17 protein-coding genes and 1 riboswitch are annotated in these 20,558 nt (G+C 60.4%); of the genes, 1 reads left to right on the top strand and 16 read right to left on the bottom strand.

The window, feature by feature from the left end; genetic code table 11:
• Positions 1-13: 13 nt before the first annotated feature.
• The gene (locus QP093_RS00415) at positions 14-1,534 is read right to left on the bottom strand and encodes an Hsp70 family protein (protein WP_285014054.1); all 1,521 of its coding nucleotides are present in this window, start codon (positions 1,532-1,534) and stop codon (positions 14-16) included.
• Positions 1,535-1,539: 5 nt separating this feature from the next.
• Positions 1,540-2,658: a hypothetical protein gene (locus QP093_RS00410; RefSeq protein WP_285014053.1), complete on the bottom strand. Its 1,119-nt coding sequence runs from the start codon at positions 2,656-2,658 to the stop codon at positions 1,540-1,542.
• Positions 2,659-2,795: 137 nt separating this feature from the next.
• On the opposite strand from QP093_RS00410, the gene QP093_RS00405 reads away from it, so the two are divergent.
• On the top strand, positions 2,796-3,161 hold the full coding sequence (locus QP093_RS00405) for an RNA polymerase-binding protein RbpA (RefSeq protein ID WP_058236755.1): 366 nt from the start codon (positions 2,796-2,798) through the stop codon (positions 3,159-3,161).
• On the opposite strand, the gene lnt is transcribed toward QP093_RS00405, so the two are convergent.
• From lnt to hisS, 14 genes are all read right to left on the bottom strand, one after another.
• Entirely contained in the window at positions 3,158-4,729 is a 1,572-nt protein-coding gene (gene lnt / locus QP093_RS00400; RefSeq protein ID WP_285014052.1) for an apolipoprotein N-acyltransferase, read from the bottom strand. The genes QP093_RS00405 and lnt overlap by 4 nt on opposite strands.
• A complete protein-coding gene (locus tag QP093_RS00395) occupies positions 4,714-7,473 on the bottom strand; it encodes a DEAD/DEAH box helicase (protein WP_285014051.1) in 2,760 nt (919 codons plus the stop codon). Before QP093_RS00395 ends, lnt begins: the two co-directional genes overlap by 16 nt.
• Before the next feature lie 14 nt (positions 7,474-7,487).
• Positions 7,488-8,405 (bottom strand): helix-turn-helix transcriptional regulator, encoded by a 918-nt coding sequence (locus tag QP093_RS00390; protein WP_285014050.1) that lies wholly within the window; start codon positions 8,403-8,405, stop codon positions 7,488-7,490.
• Positions 8,398-9,342 (bottom strand): helix-turn-helix transcriptional regulator, encoded by a 945-nt coding sequence (locus QP093_RS00385; RefSeq protein WP_285014320.1) that lies wholly within the window; start codon positions 9,340-9,342, stop codon positions 8,398-8,400. The genes QP093_RS00390 and QP093_RS00385 overlap by 8 nt, the downstream gene beginning before the upstream one ends.
• A gap of 222 nt (positions 9,343-9,564) precedes the next feature.
• On the bottom strand, positions 9,565-10,410 hold the full coding sequence (hisG, locus tag QP093_RS00380; RefSeq protein ID WP_285014049.1) for an ATP phosphoribosyltransferase: 846 nt from the start codon (positions 10,408-10,410) through the stop codon (positions 9,565-9,567).
• Positions 10,411-10,442: 32 nt separating this feature from the next.
• Positions 10,443-10,706 (bottom strand): phosphoribosyl-ATP diphosphatase, encoded by a 264-nt coding sequence (locus QP093_RS00375; protein ID WP_058236761.1) that lies wholly within the window; start codon positions 10,704-10,706, stop codon positions 10,443-10,445.
• A gap of 21 nt (positions 10,707-10,727) precedes the next feature.
• Positions 10,728-11,771, bottom strand: coding sequence for an ABC transporter substrate-binding protein (locus QP093_RS00370; protein WP_285014048.1), 1,044 nt, complete (start codon positions 11,769-11,771; stop codon positions 10,728-10,730).
• A 22-nt stretch (positions 11,772-11,793) separates the two neighbouring features.
• Positions 11,794-12,528, bottom strand: a complete 735-nt coding sequence (locus QP093_RS00365) for an ABC transporter permease (protein WP_285014319.1) — start codon at positions 12,526-12,528, stop codon at positions 11,794-11,796.
• A gap of 125 nt (positions 12,529-12,653) precedes the next feature.
• A riboswitch (FMN riboswitch) is annotated at positions 12,654-12,780 on the bottom strand.
• Positions 12,781-12,827: 47 nt separating this feature from the next.
• Positions 12,828-13,490: a ribulose-phosphate 3-epimerase gene (gene rpe, locus QP093_RS00360; protein WP_058236763.1), complete on the bottom strand. Its 663-nt coding sequence runs from the start codon at positions 13,488-13,490 to the stop codon at positions 12,828-12,830.
• 4 nt (positions 13,491-13,494) lie between these two features.
• Positions 13,495-14,940 carry a transcription antitermination factor NusB gene (locus tag QP093_RS00355; RefSeq protein ID WP_285014047.1) on the bottom strand — a complete coding sequence of 482 codons (1,446 nt, stop codon included), beginning with the start codon at positions 14,938-14,940 and terminating at the stop codon, positions 13,495-13,497.
• Position 14,941: 1 nt separating this feature from the next.
• A complete protein-coding gene (gene fmt / locus QP093_RS00350) occupies positions 14,942-15,886 on the bottom strand; it encodes a methionyl-tRNA formyltransferase (RefSeq protein ID WP_285014046.1) in 945 nt (314 codons plus the stop codon).
• 9 nt (positions 15,887-15,895) lie between these two features.
• Entirely contained in the window at positions 15,896-17,491 is a 1,596-nt protein-coding gene (locus QP093_RS00345) for a GTPase family protein (RefSeq protein ID WP_285014045.1), read from the bottom strand.
• The gene (locus QP093_RS00340; RefSeq protein ID WP_285014044.1) at positions 17,491-19,185 is read right to left on the bottom strand and encodes a dynamin family protein; all 1,695 of its coding nucleotides are present in this window, start codon (positions 19,183-19,185) and stop codon (positions 17,491-17,493) included. The genes QP093_RS00345 and QP093_RS00340 overlap by 1 nt, the downstream gene beginning before the upstream one ends.
• Positions 19,186-19,192: 7 nt before the next feature.
• Complete coding sequence (gene hisS / locus QP093_RS00335) at positions 19,193-20,539, bottom strand: histidine--tRNA ligase (RefSeq protein WP_285014043.1); 1,347 nt, start codon at positions 20,537-20,539, stop codon at positions 19,193-19,195.
• Between the last annotated feature and the right edge of the window lie 19 nt (positions 20,540-20,558).

Below are 20,558 nucleotides of genomic sequence, written 5' to 3'. Positions count from 1 at the left end.
ATCTCCTGCAGTGTTATTTACTTCCCAGTGATTGCGAGACAGTGTAACCCGTGTCGCAGTCGGTGATGGCGACGTAAACGATACCGTGCCGATCCACCGTGTACTTTTCTTCGATTAAGGGTCCGTCCCCCGTGCGGCGCACACTCACGGCATGGGGGTCGAGGGCGTCGCCCATATCCTGCAGTTCGCGGGCGAAGGGGAAAATCAGCTCGCCATATGGCAAGACGTCGCCTCGCGGCACGCCCTGGTCGTCGGTTGCAGTGTATTCAACGAAGCGGAACCACCCGATATTGTGAGCGGCACGGTAGCGACGCGTGACGCTGACGGAATCCTGTGTGGAGACTCTGAGGTGAGCATCCAGCAGAGGATCAAACGACACCATCTGCCCTGACTGCATTTCGCGGAATACGCCGACTCCACGTGAAAGCTGTTCACGCAGGGTGAAGCCGGACTCGGGATCAGCTGCGATGGCCAGCCCGATCGCGGTTGATGCTGCGGTGTGAGGGGAGCGGTGGACACGTCGCCCGAAGCGGCGTCGCAGTTCGCGCAGGACGTGCGGCAGTTGGGACCCACCACCCACGACGTACAATCCCGCAACGTGAGGTCCCAGTTCCTCTCCGCCTTCTGAATCAATGGCGAGCAGCGGCTTCATTGTTTCGACGGTGGAATCGATCAGGTCGATGCAGTGAGCATAGAAGTCCGCGACCGGCACTGTTACATCGCGTGCGCCCACCGTCAATGAGATTCGCCTGGTCTGAGGTGTCAGTGCTTCCTTTGCATCGCGTGCCTGTTCAAGCAGATCGTCCATATCGGAGTCGCTCAGATCGGCAAAGATTGCGCCGGCTGCGGCCAGTGCGCACTGGGCGAGTACCTGATCAAAGTCGTCCCCGCCGAGCAGGTTATTGCCGTGTGATCCGAGGATCTCGTGAGAGGTTCCTTCCACGCTGACCAGTGAGGCGTCGAAGGTTCCGCCACCGAGGTCATATACGAGGATCTGTTGCCGGTTGGTCGATAGCGAAGCGCGATGTCGACTGGTGTATTCGAAGCCTGCTGCTGACGGCTCGTTGATCATGGCAAGAGTGGTGAAGCCGGCTGCCCGGAATGCTTCCAGCGTCAGGAAACGTTGTGCCGAGTAGGCGTGGGCGGGAATACCGATGACGGCTTCCAGTGGTTCTTCGTCTGGGATCTGACTCACTGACGAGTTCGTGCGAATTTCGTGGGCCACGTAGGTGAGGAACTCGATCAGGAGCGTCAGGACGTTGATGTCGCGGCGGTCAACCCGCACCGTTGTTTCGCTTGTGACAGCTGGATCGGAGATCAGGCGTTTGAAGGAGCGCAGATGCGGAGCACCCTGGCGCGCCAGTTCCACCGCGTCGAAGCCGTAGACGCGATGGTCACCGTCAAGCGCCATGAGGGAGGGGATGTATTCACACACGTCATCGTCGACGTCACTGAAAGCTACAATAGGGTAGTTGCCTCGATCAGCTGCCGCAACAGTGGTGCGTGTCGTACCGAAATCTACTCCAAATCTCATGTTTCCTACTGTAGTAGTCGATCGGCAGAATTCGAGCGACGCCACATGATGATCACCGACATTGACACCGATAGGTAGGCGGCGATCGCCAGGATGAAGAATTGGTTGGTGTAGGAGGCAAGCGAGTTGACCACAACGAGGTCAATGCCTACCGCCGCGAAGGCGATGCCGAATGGAATCTTGATGGAGGAGCGCGTCCCGAGCATCATGACTCCTGCAACCACGGCAAGCGCACCCGCGATGACGCCGCCGATGACAGCTGCGATTGACAATGCGCCCGTCCAGCCGTCTTGTGTCACATCGGGAACGACCTGGTCGAGCATGGCATGTCCCGACGCGTACGACACGAGGGCAATCACGGCGCGTGCGACGTCACCGATCGTCTGAATGAAGAGCATAACGGCTGCGACGCTCTGGAAGCGAGACGTGGGAACGTTTCTAACCCAGCGTGTCAGGCGTGTGCCGGCGTCAGATCCATCTCCGGGCAGATCATTTGCCAAGTCACTGAGCGCGTCGATGAGCAGGTGTTGTGAAGGAGAGGGGTTGAGGTTTCGGGCTTTGTCCAAGTGTTGTGCCATCTGGGCGCGGCGCATAGCCGGAAGGGTGCGATCCACACTCTGTTCGGCAATGTCGAGGGCCAGGTGCAGGTGCGCGGCAGCAGTACTGCGGCTTGGTCGTTGGAGAGCAAGCGCCCCACCAGCTAACAACACCAAGAACACGTAAATAATGGTTGCGGCAAGAGGAAAGAAATAGTCATTATCTTGTGTGATGAATTTACCGACCTCATCCACGAATAATCCGGCACCGACGCCACCGAGGATCGCACCTGCCCAGGACGCCCAGGAATTCGTCAATACCATCGCGCCGATCAAGCCAATAATGAGCAGCAAGCCGCCCCAGATCGCATGAGCAATGTGAAACACTTCGCCGCCAACTTGGGGATAACCAGTCAGAGCAAGGTATGCGCGCGTCACAGCGATCGTCAGCGCGCACACCACGCCAAAGACCACAACAAGCGCGGGCGCGTCGGATTTAAAGTAGGGACGCAGTGACAGACCGCGCGGCTGGGTTGTCCCTCGCGTGCGCTGACGTTGAGCGTGGACCGAGCTGCTGACCTCGGGCATGAAGATTTCCTTTCGCCAAGTGAGAGGGGATTTCACGATTTCCCAAATCTGACATAATGTACATTATCGGATTGTGGTGGAGCGTGCGAACCTCTATCAGTTACAATATTCGAGCTCGCACGCATTTAGGAGGATTCATGGCTGATCGCGCCCTTCGCGGTATGCAAATTGGTGCAAAATCGATGGAATCAGAAGAAGGTGTCATCTTCGCCGACCGAGCGACTGCAACATACCTGTGCTCCAACGGCCATAAATTCCAGATTCCATTTTCCACCGAAGCGAATCCTCCGGCGACGTGGGAATGCAAATGCGGCGCCACCGCTGAAATTATCGGCGAAGAAGGCGAAGAGGAAGAACAGAAACCAGCCAAACCGGTTCGCACGCACTGGGATATGCTGCGCGAGCGCCGATCCCTTGAAGAACTCGACGTTGTCCTGAACGAGCAGCTCGAACTGCTGCGCTCGGGCCGTTTGCGTCCAGAAGGCGCCTACCGAAAGAATTAACGTCGCCGCACGCTGATGAGTGCGCGCACCACGGCGCAGATGGTGACGACTCCCCCTCCACACATTATTCCGACTGACGGAATTATGCCGAGTCTGGCTGCCCACGTCAGTGATGTACGCAACGGCAGCTGCGCCACCATGTGATCTGCAGTCTGTTTCGCTGTCTGGCGGACGATCGTGCCATCAGGGCGCACAATCATCGAGACACCATTGGTGGAGGCCTGGATTCCCGATCGGCCGTACTCCATTGCTCGAAAACGCAGCATCTGAGCCTGCTGAGCGGACTCAGCTGAATACCGAAAATGGTAGTTATTCGTTGGAATGGCAATGATCTGACCGCCTCGTTCCACACCGTCTCGAATCAGATCCTCATAAGCCACCTCGAAGCAGATTCCCATCACGAAAGGCACCTCGCGCCCATCGTTGAGCGTCACGGACAGCAGGCTCGGATTATCGACCGCAACCATGTCGACGTTGACCTGAGCTGCCTCGGTAGCCAGTTTTGAAATAAAGGAGCGCCACGGAATGTATTCACCAAACGGCACGGGGTGCTGCTTACCGTAAAGCTGATCGCTCAGACCCGAATCCGGGTACCACCAGCCAACCAGATTCGTGCGCGTATTGTCCTGACTGTCATACCCGTTGAAGCCGACCAGAATCGGAACGCCGAGCGCATCGACTGCTTCATCGACCAGGTTCGCTACGCCTGAATTGGCACGTGGATCGCGATCGGCTGCCGTCTCACCCCACACAGCCACATCCACCGCGTCGCCTTCCTCGGCCATTCGCAGCGTTTCGCGCGTGTGATTGCCAGTAACTTTCAGCGGCACGCTGTACGTTGCATTGCCCGGGATTTCAACGTTGCCCTGGACGACACCCACGCGAATCGATCCGGCTTCCTGCGCATTCGGTAGTGTGATCGCCAGCGGCAGACACGCCAGCGCAGCCGCCAGCACCAGCATCAACGGTCTGTTCCACCAGTGCTCATCCGAGCGCGTTCTCAGGAGCGAAAATGTGCGCCGCACCAGCACTGCGAGCATCATAGTGACTGCACTGACCAGCACTTCCCCACCCCACGGCGCGAGCTTTCCCCACGGAGCATCGACCATCGCATACGCCGTCTTGCCCCACGGGAAACCGCCAAATGGCACGGTTGAACGCAGCTGTTCGACCGCGACCCACAGAACGGCCCACGACAATGTCTGTCCCCACCAGGTGCGCACCCACACCAGTGCCCTGCTGATCGCAGCGCACCACGCCCAGATGCACAATGCAATGATCTGCGTGGCTGACAGTGTCACCCACGGCAACCAGCCGCCTGTTGCGATGGATGACCAGTGGATGTGCGGTAGCCAGAAAAGCGCGCCGACCAACGTTGCGTACCACATGCCTCGCCCAGTCGACGATCGATCGACGAGGGCGACTAGAAATGCCAGCCCGATGACGAAAAGCGGCCACCATCCCACATCCGGGAATGCCGCCCACAGACATACGCCGCTGATCGCGGCACACGGATAATCCAGCCATCTGCGCCGCGGGGGAAGTTTCAGTTTCAAACGGTCGACCATTCCACCACTCCATGTACGAGCATCCGTCGAGCGTCCCGGGCGCATGTGGCCAGGCCACCCTGATCAGCGTGCGAGAGCTGGTCGAGCAGATCCATCACCTGTCGCACCCAGCGCACAAAATCGCCGCCCGACAGGTCAGCTACTTGCAGTGCAGTGGTCAGCGACGCACCGTGCGCCCACGCATGCATAGCACCGACCAGCGAGATATCCGGCGGAGGAGTGGGTGTAGCTCCCGCAGACGTTTCTGCTTGTTGGATCTCCTGGCTGGCACGCCACGTTGCATCCAGTGCACGAGCGATCGCTGAATTGGCGCCACCAGGAATTGACGTGTCGGGATTGTTTTCCGCACGCGCTTCATACACGCAGGTGGAGACCACCGCTGCCAATTCAGCCGGATCTAGGTCGTCCCACGCCCCACATCGCACGGCGTGAACGACCAACAGATCCCGCTCACCAAACACGCGTCGCAGCTGTTGTCCCGCCGTTGTCACACGGTCGCCGTCAAGGAAGCCGAGGGATTCGAGCACCGCACACACACGGTCAAACTCCTTCGCGACCGTGTCGGTGCGCTCATTGATACGTTCAACCGTTCGCAGGTACTCCTTGCGAGCACGTGCCCATTCATGCCCCATCGCTGCATGCGACTCGCGCTGCGGGCAACGGTGAACCGGATGGTGACGAATTTCGTCTCTCATATACGCAATGGTGGGATCGTCACGGTGGGCTGACCGACGCGGTGCATCCAGTGCGCCTGAGCGTACACGGCGGCGAATTTCGCCGGCCACCTTCTCGCGCACCACACGTTTGCGCAGGTCACGTCCCATCGGGATTTTCATACTTCCAACCACGGCAAAGGCACGCATTTTCTGCGAAATAATCACATCGTGAATCTTCATATCCGTGCCGATTACGTCGATTCGCGGTGCTCGCCCCTCGTCGGCAGGCCGGATCACCACCCCATAGCGGGTCGCTCGCCCGGGCTGGTAGGCGACGATATCTCCGCGGCGCGCCCGGCGCAGATCCTTTTCCATGTCCTGCCGCACTACTGCCGACCGCGCCCTCGCTGAGGATTTCTCCAAACCGGACAGCTCTTCACGCAACTGGAAGTACTCCAGGGCATCGCCGTATTCACACTTGACGTGCGAGGCGACCTCATCCATATGTTTCTTCACCCGCGCAGCTTCGCGCGCAAATTCGACGACTCCGCGGTCGGCCTGGAACTGGGCGAATGAGGACTCGAGCACTTCGCGCGTCGACGCGCGAGAGGACCGTGCCAGCAGGTTCACCACCATGTTGTACGTTGGTCTGAAGGCACTGATCAGCGGGTAGGTTCGTTTCGACGCGAGCGATGCAACCTCTTCAGGCTCAACGCGTCCCTGGTAAAGCACCACTGCGTGGCCCTCACGGTCAATGCCGCGCCTGCCGGCACGTCCCGTCAACTGCGTGTACTCCCCCGCCGACAGTTGAACGTGCGCAACGCCGTTCCACTTCTGCAAGGATTCGATGACAACTGTCCGGGCGGGCATGTTGATTCCCAGCGCCAGCGTCTCGGTTGCATAGACCGCTTTAATTAAACCGCGAGTAAATAACCGTTCCACCGTCTCCTTCATGACGGGAAGCATTCCGGCATGGTGAGCCGCTATCCCTCGCTCCAGAGCGCTCGCCCATCGATGCAGCCCCAGCACGACATGGTCAGTGACAGGAATCTGCTCCATTGCCTTATCGACCGCATCCCTGATCTGGCGCGCTTCTTCCGGAGTCGTCAGCACCAACGGTGAGGCAGCTACCTGCTGTACCGCATCGTCACACGCAGCCCGAGAAAAGATGAACACAATTGCCGGCAGCAGGTGGGCCCGCTGCAGTGTCATCAGCACGCCGGCTCGACTTTCGCGGCGCTGCAGCCTGCCTCGTCGATTATGCTGCAAACCTCGGCCACTACCCGGTTGCGAGCTGCGGGCAATTTCATACCTGAGCTGCGGATTCACACCCGCCCGGCGGCTCGACCCCGGCGCGTACAGATCAAACAGGTGCGAATTGGCAATCATGTGCTGGTACAGGGGAACGGGGCGTTTTTCGGAGACAATCACGCGGCACGTGCCACGCACCTGCTGCATCCACGCGCCGAACTCTTCGGCATTCGACACTGTGGCCGACAGCGCAATCACACTGACACGCTGCGGCAGGTGGATCATCACTTCTTCCCACACCGGGCCGCGGAAACGGTCAGCCAGGTAGTGAACCTCGTCCATGACTACGTGCGTCAGATCATCGAGCGGCGCGCCCGCATAAATCATGTTGCGTAGAACCTCAGTGGTCATCACGACCACTGGAGCACCCGGATTGATGGACGTATCACCGGTGAGCAGACCCACCGATTCTTCCCCGAACCGCTTTTGGAAATCCATGAACTTCTGGTTGGACAGGGCTTTGATCGGGGTGGTGTAAAACGCGCGGGTTCCACGCCCAACAGCCAGATAGGTGGCGAATTCGCCGACAACGGTCTTTCCTGCTCCGGTCGGCGCGGCCACCAGCACAGACTCGCCACCCTCAACAGCTTCAAGCGCTTCCCACTGAAAATCATCAAGCGAAAACCCAAGCGAGTCGGCAAATGCACTGCGCGCACTCGAATCGACGGCGCGCTGAGCCTTGGCAGCCTCGAAGCGTTCAGCCGGACTCATCTGATCCATTTCGCGGGTTGGTTCGCCTTCCTCGCGGACGCGGCGGCGGCGTCTTTTCGGTGACATGCTCGCTTACTCCCCTACTTCCCCATCGCCCACACGTCGCGGGCCCGGCGCGCCACGCGCGCAGCACGTTCTTTCCATTCGGAGGGCTCAACCTGCACAACATGTGGGGCAATGTCGATCAGGAAGTGAGTCACCCATTCCTCGTCCCACACTGGCACATCGACACTGAATTCGCTGCCCGAGTCACTCACGACGCTCAGCGGCACGGCGTCAAGAATCCATCGTGCCTCGCTCGTACACGTCATACGCACCATTGCCGAGGGGGACCCATCCGCTGCTGCAGGGTGTGTCACCGGCTGATCGCTGACGCTGATATCGCGCATACGGTCTATCCGAAATGTCCGCTCAGCTGCAGCGTCGTGATCCCAGCCGGTCACTGTCCAGCCGGTTTCGAAACGCTTGATGTTCCACGGGTCAATGGTGCGCTCGCGGTCATGGTCGTCATGCGGGTAGGTGAATCTCACCGCTACTTGGGCAGACAGCGCGCTCAAAATGTCATCGATTCGGGCCTGGTCGCTTCCGGAGGGCGAATAGGCCAGGGATTCTTCAAAGGCCTGCGCGTCACGTGTCACCGCCAGCGCCGTGTGCATGACGTGATCGTGCAGGTCAGGACCCAGGATCGGTGTGAGGGCCTGCAACCCCACAATGATCAGTGCTGCTTCCTCTTCGGTCAGCCTGGGCGGGACGTCTGCGCCGAGCGTCGAATGCATGGCGACGCGTTCTTCACGCGCGTACAGATCCCAGTCAATTTCCAGCGAGGCCCCCGGCAGGGAGTCGCGCACACTGCCCAGCACTTCGATGTCGCGTTGGACCTGCTTGCGTGTGCGACCAAAGTGCTCGGCAATGTCGTTGACCAAGGATCCAGGATGATCACCGATCCAGGCGACCAGTGACAGCAAACGTGCGGCGGCTACTTCTGTGCGTTCAGGCATCGTCACTCCCCCAGCCAGCAGCGGCGTCCAGTCGCGTCATGATCGCTTCGCGCAGCCATTCAGGTGAACGCACCACTACGTGTGAAACGTGTGCGAGGATCGCGCTTATCCATTCGCTGCGTTCGGCGGCCTGTCCGCGATACAGCATCCATCCGTCAGCAACACTCACCTCGCCCTCGCAGCTGCGGGCGCCCTCGGCACGGCACATATCTCGCACTGCCTGCGCCTGTCCGTCTTGAATTGCCAGGGTGGGCGAAACCATGAGGCGTTCGAATGGGTCGCCCAAATTGTCCGGGATAGGGCCGGCGTCTCCGGGTTCTCCCAGCAGCGTGACGCCTGACGTTATGCGGGAGGTACGGAAGAGCCGTGGTTCGTCGCAATCCAAATCCAATCCCCACACGTACAGGCCGCGTCCTCGCATGATGATGCGCCACGGTTCGATTGCGCGCTCTGAAACGCGGGTGGATTCGTACATGAATGTGATCGGTTGGCGGTTGCGGATCGCGGTGAGAATATCGACGATCATGTGAGCGCCCGACAATCCGACGCTGAGCGGTGCACACGGTTTTTCTGCACCATCGCTGAGGGCACGCAGTTTCGTGGTCAGCATTGCGCCGCGCTCGGCTCCATCCTGCTCGTTCCACGCGCCCAACGCCATGTTGATCAGCGCGCCGTCCACTGCGTCGAACGTGGCGCGACGGTCAGCAAATGAGTCCGGCGAAATCGCATATCGCTCTCCGTGACGGCCGGGCGTGACGGTCATGATGATGCCAATGTCACGAAGAGCGTCCTTGTCGCGTTGGAAGGCGGAACTGAAGGCTTCTTCTGACAGATTTCGATAGCCTTCCAGCCTCCAGATCTGATCGCGTGTGCGCCCCACATCGGACGTGAGTAACTCAAAGAACGTGTTGAGAACACGGACGTTCGTTGATGACATACTCACTGTTTCAGCCTAGCGGATTGAGTCGCGCCGACATGACGTGGCGGATGGCGTGTGCAGGGTGCGGGGCGCGCGTGAACCGTATGAACGATATCCCCATTCGAACACCCCGCGGGGCGCTGCGATCTGAACCATATGGTTCCCTATCAGATCGGCGGGCTGCCCGGGCACACCAATATGGGCACCCTCGGGCCCCTGCCGTGGCCGGATCGACGCTGTTCAGATACGTGAAGCAGCCAGTTTGGTCACGATGATGGCGCGCGCGCCCTCCGCGTAGAGACGGTCCATCACCGAGTTGATGTTCTCTGCCTTCACCATGACGCGCACGGCGAGCCACTCGGTATTCATCAGGGGCGAAATGGTCGGGGAATTCAGGCCCGGCGTAATCGCAATCGCGGCGTTCAGGTCGCGCTCACGCACGTTGTAGTCGACCAAGACATACGAGCGTGCAACCAGGACGCCTTCCAGGCGTCGGTCGAGCGTCGCAAGCGCTGCGTTATCCCGCATGTCCTCACGGGCAATCAGCAGGGCCTCCGATTGCATCAGAGGGTCACCGAACACTTCCAGGCCGGCTGCGCGAAGCGTACCACCTGTTTCGACGACATCCGCGATCAGGTCGGCAACGCCCAGACGAACTGAGGATTCCACTGCACCGTCAAGGTGGACAACTTCGGCATCGATACCGGCCTCATCCAAGTAATCTCGCACGAGTTTGTCATAAGAGGTCGCAATGCGGCGCCCTTGTATGTCCTCCAGTGACGTGAACTCACCGGCTGGTCCCGCGAAGCGGAAGGTTGAGCGGGCAAATCCGAGCGCCCGATGCTCCACCGCGCCCGAAGGCGAATCGCGCAGCAAGTCACGCCCGGTGATACCGACGTGAATCGTGCCATGACCAACGTGGACCGCAATATCGCGCGGACGCAAGAAGAAAAACTCGACATCGTTCGCGTGGTCGCTGATCACCAGTTCACGGCCGCGGCGGTGCAGCTGATAGCCCGCCTCGGTGAGCATCGTGATAGCAGGTTCGGACAGTGAGCCCTTGTTGGGCACGGCAATTCGTAGCATGGTGAGTCCTTCGCAGGTGCGGTGCTGTGAGCTTACAGGTGCTTGTAGACGTCTTCGAGCGTCAAGCCCTTCTTGATCATCATGACCTGAGCATGATAGAGCAGCTGAGAGATTTCGAGCGCCAGGTCGTCGTCAGTTTCATATTCGGCTGCCATCCACACTTCAGCCGCTTCCTCGACGACCTTCTTGCCGATGGCGTGAACGCCGCGGTCAAGTTCAGCGACCGTTCCAGATCCCTCAGGACGTGTCTGGGCCTTCTCGGTCAGTTCTGCAAACAGTTCATCAAATGTAGTCACATGATCACATTACTCGAGCAATCAGCGGCTTGCGAACTCGTTCGTCACCGCGGCGTCAACATCGGGAGCCTGCGTGAGCACACCTGCAGTGTCATACAGGAATTGTCCCATCTTGTTCCATCTGTCGAGATCCTGCTTGCCGCTGGCGGCTCCGTTCCCTGTCGTCATCAGCTTGATCGTGGCTTCGAGTACTGCTCGGGCACCCTCGAACGATGCCGGATCGTTCAGCGTGTCATCGTATTTCTTCGCCACCTCCAGAGCGTGCTGAGGATTGTCCTTCGCTCGTTCAATCCCCTGCGTCGTACCGTCCACGATGGCACGCGCCGCATCAGGATGTGCGTCAACCCATTCGCGGGTGCTCACCAGCGTGGCGGACACCAACGGTAAAGCGTCTTGGTCGACGTCAAGGGCGCGCACCTTCATACCATCGAGCCCGAAACGGACCATCTCGTTGTTCGTGAAGACGACGACTGCGTCGACCTGGCCAGCCGCCAGGGCAGCCTGCTGCGTGAAGCCGATCGACACGACGTTGACATCCTGCGTGCTCAGCCCAGCGTTGTTCAGGATTGCGAGCAGGCCCAGCCAGTTGGAACCGAATTCGCCGGGGATACCGATACTGTGTCCGCGCAGATCGTCAATGGAGTCAATGTCGGATTCTTCTGGGACGGCGACAACCACCGGGTAGGTGTGGTAGTAGGAGCCAATGGCAACCACATCCATTCCCTGATCACGAGCCTGCAGTACCTCATCACCCGAGGCAAGCACGACATCTTCTTCACCGGCTGTCAGAGCGGTGAACAGTCCTTCATCGGCGCCGTGATGACGCAGCGTGACGTTCGCTCCCGCATTCGCGTATACCGCGTCTTCCTCGGCAATGTATGTGGGCGCGAACTGGACGTTGGGAATGTAAGTCAGCCCGAGCGTGACGTCAGTGGGCTCTTGCAAGTCAACTTCGCTTTGGGCATTAGCGGCCGGCGAGGGCGACTCGGAGGAGCTGCAGCCACATAAGGTCACAGCGCTCGCCGCTACCACTAGTGTTGTCAAAGCGCGTATGCCACGTGCCATCAGTAATCCTTCTTTCATCTTTTCAACTGCGGTTATACCGCTTTTCAATCCGGTAGATAACGATGTAAATGCTCATTGCCAACACGCAGAGCACAATGATGGAGACGAACATTCCGGGCGTGTCCATGTTTTGGCGTTGCTGGACAAGAATGCCGCCCATACCGTTGCCCCCCATGACCATCTCCCCCACCACGGCACCGGTCACCGACAGGGTGAAACCGTTGCGCAGGCCAGCCAGGATTGATGGTGCTGCCATTGGAGCTTCAATTTGGCGCAGCATTATCCACCCTGACGCGCCGTCCAGTGAAGCAGCTTCCAGCACGTCCTGGTCAAGGTGACGCAGTCCGACAACGGTGGACACGAGGATCGGGAAAAAGACCATGATCGCGCACAGGGCAATCACTGGGGCCAGGCCGAAGCCGACCCACAGGACCAGCAGGGGTGCCAGTGCGATCGCGGGGATCGCCTGGGTTGCACCCAGGAACGGTTCGACTGCTGCGCGGAACCAATTCACTTTGTAGATCGCGTACGCCAGTGGCAACGCCACAAGGGCACCTGTCGCACAGCCGAGCACTGCTTCGCCTGCGGTGATCAGCACCCGTTGCCACATCCAGGGCTGTGTGAGCAATACCTGTGCTCGCTGGAAGACTTGTGCGGGGCTGGGCAGTCGCCACGGTTCGAGTGAAAAAACAGTGGTGGCCAACGCCCATACGGTCATGATCAGCAGGAGGAAAATGAGGGGTGCGCACACGTTCATCACGCTGCTGATTCCTCGAGCGCCGCGTCGCTGGCTCTGGCTGGTTGCCACCTGTTCGTGTCCTCCGCGCACCGGGGGCTCACGCAGCACAAATGACGAGCGCGTCCAAACGCGCGGTCACGCTTCCTGTGCTCCTCCCATCCGGACTTTCACCGTCGGTACCGGAGTTTCACCGGTTCAGCCACGCGTATGAACGCGCGGGTCGCGGACTCTCACCGCCGGTTCGGACTTACACCGACCCCGGAGCATGTGGCAATTATGGCACGCCAACTGGGAAAAGGAAAACTAGATTCCTCAGCTCAGTGACAGTGCGAACCGGCAAGTTCGCGCAACGTCGCAATCTCCGTGTATGCATCCTCTGCCTTGAAAATCGCCGACCCGGCAACGAAGTTCGTGGCACCAGCCTGTGCGCACTGTTCAATCGTCTGGCGTGACACGCCACCGTCAACCTGAATCGACACGGGCAGGTCAGCCGACCTAATCGCATCACGAGTGCGGCGAATCTTGGGCAGCATTGACTCAAGGAACTTCTGACCACCGAATCCCGGCTCGACCGTCATGATGAGGATCATGTCGAATTCGGACAAGATATCGACGAATGGTGCAATGTCAGTTGCCGGGCGCAGCCCCAGGCCCACACGCGCACCCTGGTGTCGGATCTCGCGCGCAAGCCGAATCGGTGCCGCTGCAGCTTCGACATGGAATGTCACCGACTCACAGCCAGCCTCAGCGTAGGCCGGCGCCCACCGGTCAGGATCCTCGATCATCAGGTGCGCGTCCACCGGCAGGATGCCGGTCTTCACGCAGGCTTCTACAACCGGAAGGCCCCACGTCAGGTTGGGCACAAAGTGATTGTCCATCACGTCAACGTGAGCAATGTCAGCTGAGGAAATCGATTCGAGCTGGCCATGCAGATCAGCAATATCGCAATTGAGAATCGACGGCGAAATAGTCAGATGCATGCTCTCAGGATACCCGTTTCATCAGAGCCATAAACATCGCATCGGTGTCATCACGATGCGGCCACAACTGCAGGGTCGGTCCGTCAGCGCTCAACGGCTCAGGCGAGATACCCGCAGCAACCGGCACAGCATCGATCAGTTCCACGCGTCCCGACTCGCTCAGGCGTCGGACCTGGTCAACAGTTTCCGCACGATGCGGCGAACAGGTGACATACGCAACCACTCCCCCAACGCGAACCAGATCAACAGCCCGGTCCAATAAGTCACGTTGAAGCGCAACCAGATCCGCCAGGTCCCCCTCGGACCTGTGCCAGCGTGACTCCGGGCGACGGCGAAGTGACCCCAGGCCCGTACATGGCGCGTCGACCAGGACGCGATCGAATGAGCCAAGCTGCCACGGTGTTCCCTGCCCGCCGAGCGTGCGCCCATCAGCGGAAATGACCTCGACGTTGGTCAGGCGGGCCGTTGCGCGCTCAACGAGGCGTGCGCGGTGAGTGTGGACTTCGTTTGCCAACAGGTGTGCCCCTCGCTCGGCTCCCTCAGCCGCCAGAAGCGCGGCCTTCCCGCCCGGACCAGCGCACAGGTCAAGCCATGCGGTGTCCGACCCTTCGATCGGCGCGGCGGCAGTGACGAGGGCGGCCAGCTGGGAACCTTCATCCTGCGCACCGGCCAGTCCGCGTCGAACAGAGCCGATGCGTGCCGGGTCGCCCGACTCCAGGACAACAGCAAGCGGCGAACGCGTGCCCGGAGCTACCCGCGTGTGGCATGCATCAATCGCTTCATCAGCCAGGTCCTCCACGTCAATCAGACCCGGGCGGGCAACTAGAGTCACCAGTGGTGCCTCATTATTGGCAGCCAGTGTTTCTTCCAGCTCATCCTTGGAGCAGCCATGAGCTGTCAGGGCGTCGCCCAGTGCCGAAACAATCCAGGTCGGGTGTGAATAACGCACAGCCAGGCGTTCGACCGGATTCTCGATTGCGTCAATGTCCGCGTCGATCTGATCAGCGCCGGTGCGGATAATGGAGCGCAAAACAGCATTGACCATCTTCGCCGGACCGTCAGTGAGGACTTCGCGGGCAAGGTCAACGGTTGCGGCGACGGCCGCATGGTCCGGCACGCGCATGTTGAGGATCTGGTGAGCTCCCATGCGAAGCACCGTGCGCAACGATGGATCGAGCTGGTCGACCGGACGTGTCGAATGGGCGTTGATGATCCAGTCGAGGCGGCCCTGTGCGCGCGTTGTGCCGTAGACGAGCTCAGCGGTAAATGCCGCATCGCGCCCGTCGAAGGATGCGAAGTCTTCTTTCGCAGCACGCAGAGCTTTAGGTAGTGCAAGGTTCGCGAACGCGCCGTCCTGCTCGATCGAATCAAGGACCTCAAACGCGACGAGCCGGGCAGGATCAACGTTGCGTTTCGCTCGGTAACCATCCGCATATCGTCCTGTTGCCATCTCACTCCTCCGTTGCCATAACGCCGACACGTTCCTCGCCGCTGAGGCGTGCCCCACGCGCCCAGGCCGCTGCGTCCATCCAGCCTTTACCTGCTGGTGCGACCTGGCCCAGTCTGACGCACGCGTCAGCGCACCCGACCATGACCTCATGCTTTGTCACCTGCAGCAGACCTGTGCCGAGTGTGGGCTGATCGGTGGGCTCGGCCCCCGCAATCTTGAGACGTTTGCCGTCAGGCAGAACAGTCCATGCACCTGGGTTCGGAGTGAAGGCGCGGATGTGACGCGACACCTCTGCCGCGCTCTGGGTGAAATCAATGAATCCCTGGACGGGGGTGAGCATGTGAGCATAGGTGACACCATCTGTATCCTGCACGTGTGCTGATGCGCGTCCGTCAGCCAGTGCATCCACCGTGGCCACCATCTGGTCAGCTCCGAGACGTCCCATTCGTTCCAGCAGTTCCCCGGCAGTTTCAGACGGGTCGATCGTGACCGGCAAGCGCGAAAAAACCGACCCGGTGTCCAGGCCGTCTTCCAGCTGGAAGATACTCGACGCCGTTCGAGCATCACCCGACCAAATCGCATACTGGACCGGGGCAGCTCCGCGCCAGCGCGGCAAATCCGAGAAGTGCAGGTTCACCCACCCCAACCGCGGCATTGTTAAGACAGAAGGCGGAATGATCGCGCCGAATGCAACAACGACGCCAAGGTCCGCGTCATAAGCATCAATGTCGTGCTGAAGCGACGGATCGGTAAAACGTGACGACTCGATCAGCTCGAGGCCATGGTCAGCCGCGTATTGCGCGACAGGTGACGGGAAGGTTTTCTTGCCTCTGCCCCGTCGAGCCGGCGGACGAGTGATGACCGCGACCACGTCATGTTTCGAATCGTTCAACGCCGACAGGGTGGGCACAGCGACGTCAGGAGTTCCAGCAAAAATAATGCGCACAGCTATATTCTAGTGGGTTCGCGAGGCGGCAGCATTCAGGTGCTTCACGATGTCAGCCTGACGTTCGCATTCAGCTACGAGGGGCCCGCTGACACTCTGTTCGATGACTTCGCTGATCGACCGAGTCAAGCGCGAGTGTGCCCGGCGGCGAGCACGGGCTGCTCCTATGCGCACGCCAACCCACGACAGCAGAGCCACGATTACCGTCAGGGCCAGCCCTCCAAGAACGCACCAGGTGGGAACGGGCAGACCGCGCCACATCGGCACGTCCCACCGGATCATGAGGAACTGGTCGGCCCCACGCACCGCCAGGATCCACAGCACTCCGACCAGTGCCATCAGCCATCCGATGCCTTGGAGGATCGCGCTCGCACGCCACCAGGTACGTCGTTCTTGCAGGCCAAAATCGGTTCCGGCAACAGCCTGGTCGAGCCGTGTGGTGACGCTTTCGGCACGTTCGCGGGCTAGTTCACGTACGCGGCGCTGCCACACCTGCGGTCTGCCGTGCGCAATCTGCCCGGCAATGGTTCGCACGCCAGAATTCAATTTGGCACGGGCGACGGGTGTTGCTTCGGGCACAGATGACACTGATGATTCCGAGCTTTCCAGATGGAGGCGTGCCAGCGGGTCGGATTTGAATCGGGCAAGCAGACGGAACGGAAGCCAGCCGCACACTTTCTGAGCACGGTGACGATACCCCGCATCAACAGCTGACGTCACGTGTCCCACACCTGCAGCGCCCGCTGCAACATTAACCAGCTGTAAGGTCAGGTTCTTCGGCACCTTCGGCAGTTCAGCAGTTTCAATCTCCAGGTCCCGGCGCGCCACATCAACGGCTTCATCCAGGACGGCGCCAACACGCTCAGCCTGCTGACGCACAATACGTGCGCGCTCAGAGATCATCGAGCGAACCGCATCAATGCCCTCCCCTGTCACCGACGAGGCACCCACCAGCTTCATGCCGGCTGCCTGATCAGCTTCCAGGAGACGACGAATGTCCGCTTCGATCTGGCTACGATCAGTCGGCGAGAGCTGGTCGACGTGCGTGAGCACCATACACGCCGGCGCACCGTAGGCAGCGAAACGCGCAATCCACTGCGAATGGATAACGTGGTCGGCATACTTTTGCGGATCAACGACCCATACGATCAGGTCAACGCGGGACGCAAGACGCTCGGTGAGCGCCACATTGTCCTGCTGAATAGAGTCGATATCAGGCAGATCAACCAGGGCCACACTTTCCGGAAGGCCGGCGCCCGACGGGATCATGACCTGCTCGCGCACGCCCATCCATTCGACCAGTCCAGGTGCACGCGTGCCCGCGCCGATAGCGGCCAGAGCCTGTGTGGTGGTGGGGCGGCGTACGCCAACCTGCGCGATGTCGTGCCCCAGGATCGCGTTAAAAAGCGACGACTTGCCTGACCCGGTTGCTCCCACGAACGCAACCACGGTCGTGTCAGGATCGAGCCCTGTGCGTTCGTGTGCGCGCAGCAAGCAATCCGCGACGCGGTCCACGCATTCATTGGACACATCCGGTCCGGCAAGCTCCATAGCGGAGGCAATATGATCCACGCGTTCGGCAGGGTTGGAGAGACCACGGGTCATTATTCGGCTCCTACCGACCATTGTTGGCTCGCCTGCGCAATCGCCTCGGTCAGGCGCGCGTAGTCACCTGCTTCGGGCAGAGCGTCGCGCGCCGGCTGCAGGATTTGGGCGATCTCCTGGTCAGCTGCCTCCACGAGGTTGCGGTGCGCCTTCTTGGCCATGTCACGCACCGCCTGGTCGCCGAAAATCGCTTCGAGCAGTTTGTGCGCCACGGCCGCGGTTGCACCAGCTACACCCACTTCAGCTCCGGTCAGTCCACCCGTTGACGCAAAAATGACGATCATCAGCGCCACGCCCACCACGTTGACACCAATGGCCATCATCTGGGCTCCGGCGCGCTTGGACTGGCCCTCGCTGCGCACCATCGCAAGCAGTTCGCGCTGCCATTGATTCGCGACGCGCTGAGCACGCTCGGACGGATCCAACGCCGTCATGATTGACGAGGGCGACGCGCCTACCAGTGCCGGATCAGTGCGCGACAGCTCGGCCACCTGGTCACTCACGTCAGCAAATTCATCTGCCAGCAAGCTGGTCAAGCCAGCTTCAATGGCATCTTCAACAGGTTCGGACGGGGTCGGGCGCCCTCGAAAGAAGGCAGAAATGCGGTCACGCAGACGCGAAATGCCTCGCGACAGTATGCGCGTGAAATCTGCCGCGCCGACAACTTCCTGCCAGCGGGCCAGCACCTCACCACGCAGCAGCGTGCCGTCGGCAGTGCCCTGGCGGACACGACGCCCGGCAGCCTCCCCGATCCGGTCTATACGCTCCACAGTTGCCTCAACGGCGGCACGTTCCTCGTCGAGAGCCTGGCTGACTGCGCCGGCCGATTCGATCACCTCTCGCACCGATCCGCGGATCGCCTGCTGAGCCAGTTCGCTGCGGCGTTCGGCGTCTGCTCCCAGTGCGTGTAGTCGGTCAACGAGCGGCTGGACGGCATCGCGGGGCAGCAAGCCATCCTCGAGCGCCTGTTCATCGATAGCGAGCACCGGGGCGTTGCCAAGGCCGCGCTCGGACAATAATGCATTCAGGTCGGCCGCGACCTCCTGGGTTGCCCCAGGCGGAATGCGGTTGAGGACGATCACCGTCTCGATGCCGCGACTTCCGGCCTCTTCGAGCACCTGCCACGGCACGGCATCCGCGTAGCGGGCCGCAGTCGTGACGAAAATCCACAGGTCAGCCGCGTCGAGCAGTTGACGAGCCAAGGCACGATTGTCGTCCACGACCGAATCAAGATCAGGTGCATCGATAACGCCGACACCGTGGGGAATGGCTTCGAGGGCGCGCACACGTAGCGAGTGAGGATGTGATTCGCGCTCAGGATCAGCATCCGCCTCTTCACGCCTGCGCGTCAGGGAGGTGAGAATCCGGTTCGAGTCGAACCACATGGCGTCGCTGGGATTGTGCAGCAGGAGCGGGTCGCGTGTCGTGGGACGTACGGCTGACGACGCCGACACTGCGTACCCAACCATCGTGTTGACCAGGGTGGATTTCCCGGCCCCCGTAGATCCGCCGATCACGCACAGAATGGGTGCCTGGGCATGTTCGAGGCGCGGGATCACATGATCGTCGAGGCGCCGCAGGGCTCGAGCCTGTTCACTACGTGCACGGCGGGCTGACGGCGTTTCGACATTGATCGACACGTCCGCCAACGCATCACGCATTTCACGCGCACTGTGCAGTGGTGAACGCTCCATAGTCAGCCTAGTCCTCCTGTGTGGCCGACGCGATGCGCGGATGCATATCCTCTGCCGGAGGCATCCATGTCTCGCAATCGGCTTCGACCTGGTCACCCGATCGAATGTCCTTGACAGTGTCACCTTCCGAGGCGCCCGGGAACCAGACGAATGGTATTCCTAATCGATCAGCGTAGCGGATCTGTTTGCCGAATTTGGCCGCTGTAGGCGCAACATCGGTGGGAATACCGCGTGAACGCAGGGTCGCTGCGATCCGGTTGGAGTGCCCGCGGTCTTCCTCGTTCATGACGGCGACGACCACCGCGGCCGGTGAGGTACGCGTGGCGGTCACCATTGGCTGCGCGATCATGCGGGAGACGAGGCGAGAGACACCAATGGACAGCCCGACGCCCGGGTAGCTACGTTTGCCGTCCGATGCCAGAGAATCGTAGCGCCCACCTGAGCAGATCGATCCCAGTGACGGGTGTTCGGTCAGCACTGTTTCGTAGACCGATCCAGTGTAGTAGTCCAGTCCGCGCGCTATCTTCAAGTCAGCAAAGACAGCGCCGGGCATGCGCTCATGCGCGTCACTAATCAGCGCACACAGCTCATCCAGCCCCTCGCGCAAAATGTCGTTGGACAGTTCCAACGCGTCAATACCGTCGCGAAGCTCGGCCACATCATCGGTGTGGATCTGCGCCATTGTCAGCAGGGTGCGTGCCTGGTCGCCTGCTATTCCGGCTTCTGCCAGTTCCTCGGTCACACCCTCGGGCCCAATCTTGTCCAGCTTGTCCAAACCGCGCAGCGCTGCGTCAACGTCGCCAACTCCGAGCGCTTCGCATACGCCCTGAACGACCTTGCGGTTGTTGGCCAGGATCTTGAACGGGCCGATGGGCAGTGAGGACAGTGCTTCGGCCATCACGAGCGGCAGGTCGACCTCGAAGTGGAACGGCAATGCACCGTTGCCGACGATGTCGATATCGGCCTGAGTGAATTCGCGGAAACGTCCTTCCTGCGGGCGTTCGCCGCGCCAGACTTTTTGAATCTGGTAGCGCTTGAACGGAAAATGCAGGTCGTTGACGTTATCCAGGACGTATCGGGCCAGCGGAACGGTCAGGTCGAAGTGCAGTCCGATCCTGCGGTCCTTATCGGTGTGTTCGCCTTTCTCGAGTCCCTGGAGACGTTCAAGCAGGTACACCTCTTTGGAGGTTTCCCCTTTGGACAGCAGCGAGTCGAGGGTTTCGACGGCTCGGGTTTCAATGTTGGAAAACCCGTGGAGTTCGAACACATGACGCAGCGAATCGAGCACATGCAGCTCGATCAGCCGGCCCTCAACGCTCCATTCGGGAAATCCAGACAATTTTGTCCGTGCCATCGTATGTGTCCTTCGATTC

This window comes from Pauljensenia sp. UMB10120 (assembly GCF_030212035.1).
GTDB classification, from domain to species: domain Bacteria; phylum Actinomycetota; class Actinomycetes; order Actinomycetales; family Actinomycetaceae; genus Pauljensenia; species Pauljensenia radingae_A.
The sequence above is the reverse complement of the archived record's forward strand: the minus strand, read 5'-3'. Positions and strand labels throughout refer to the sequence as shown.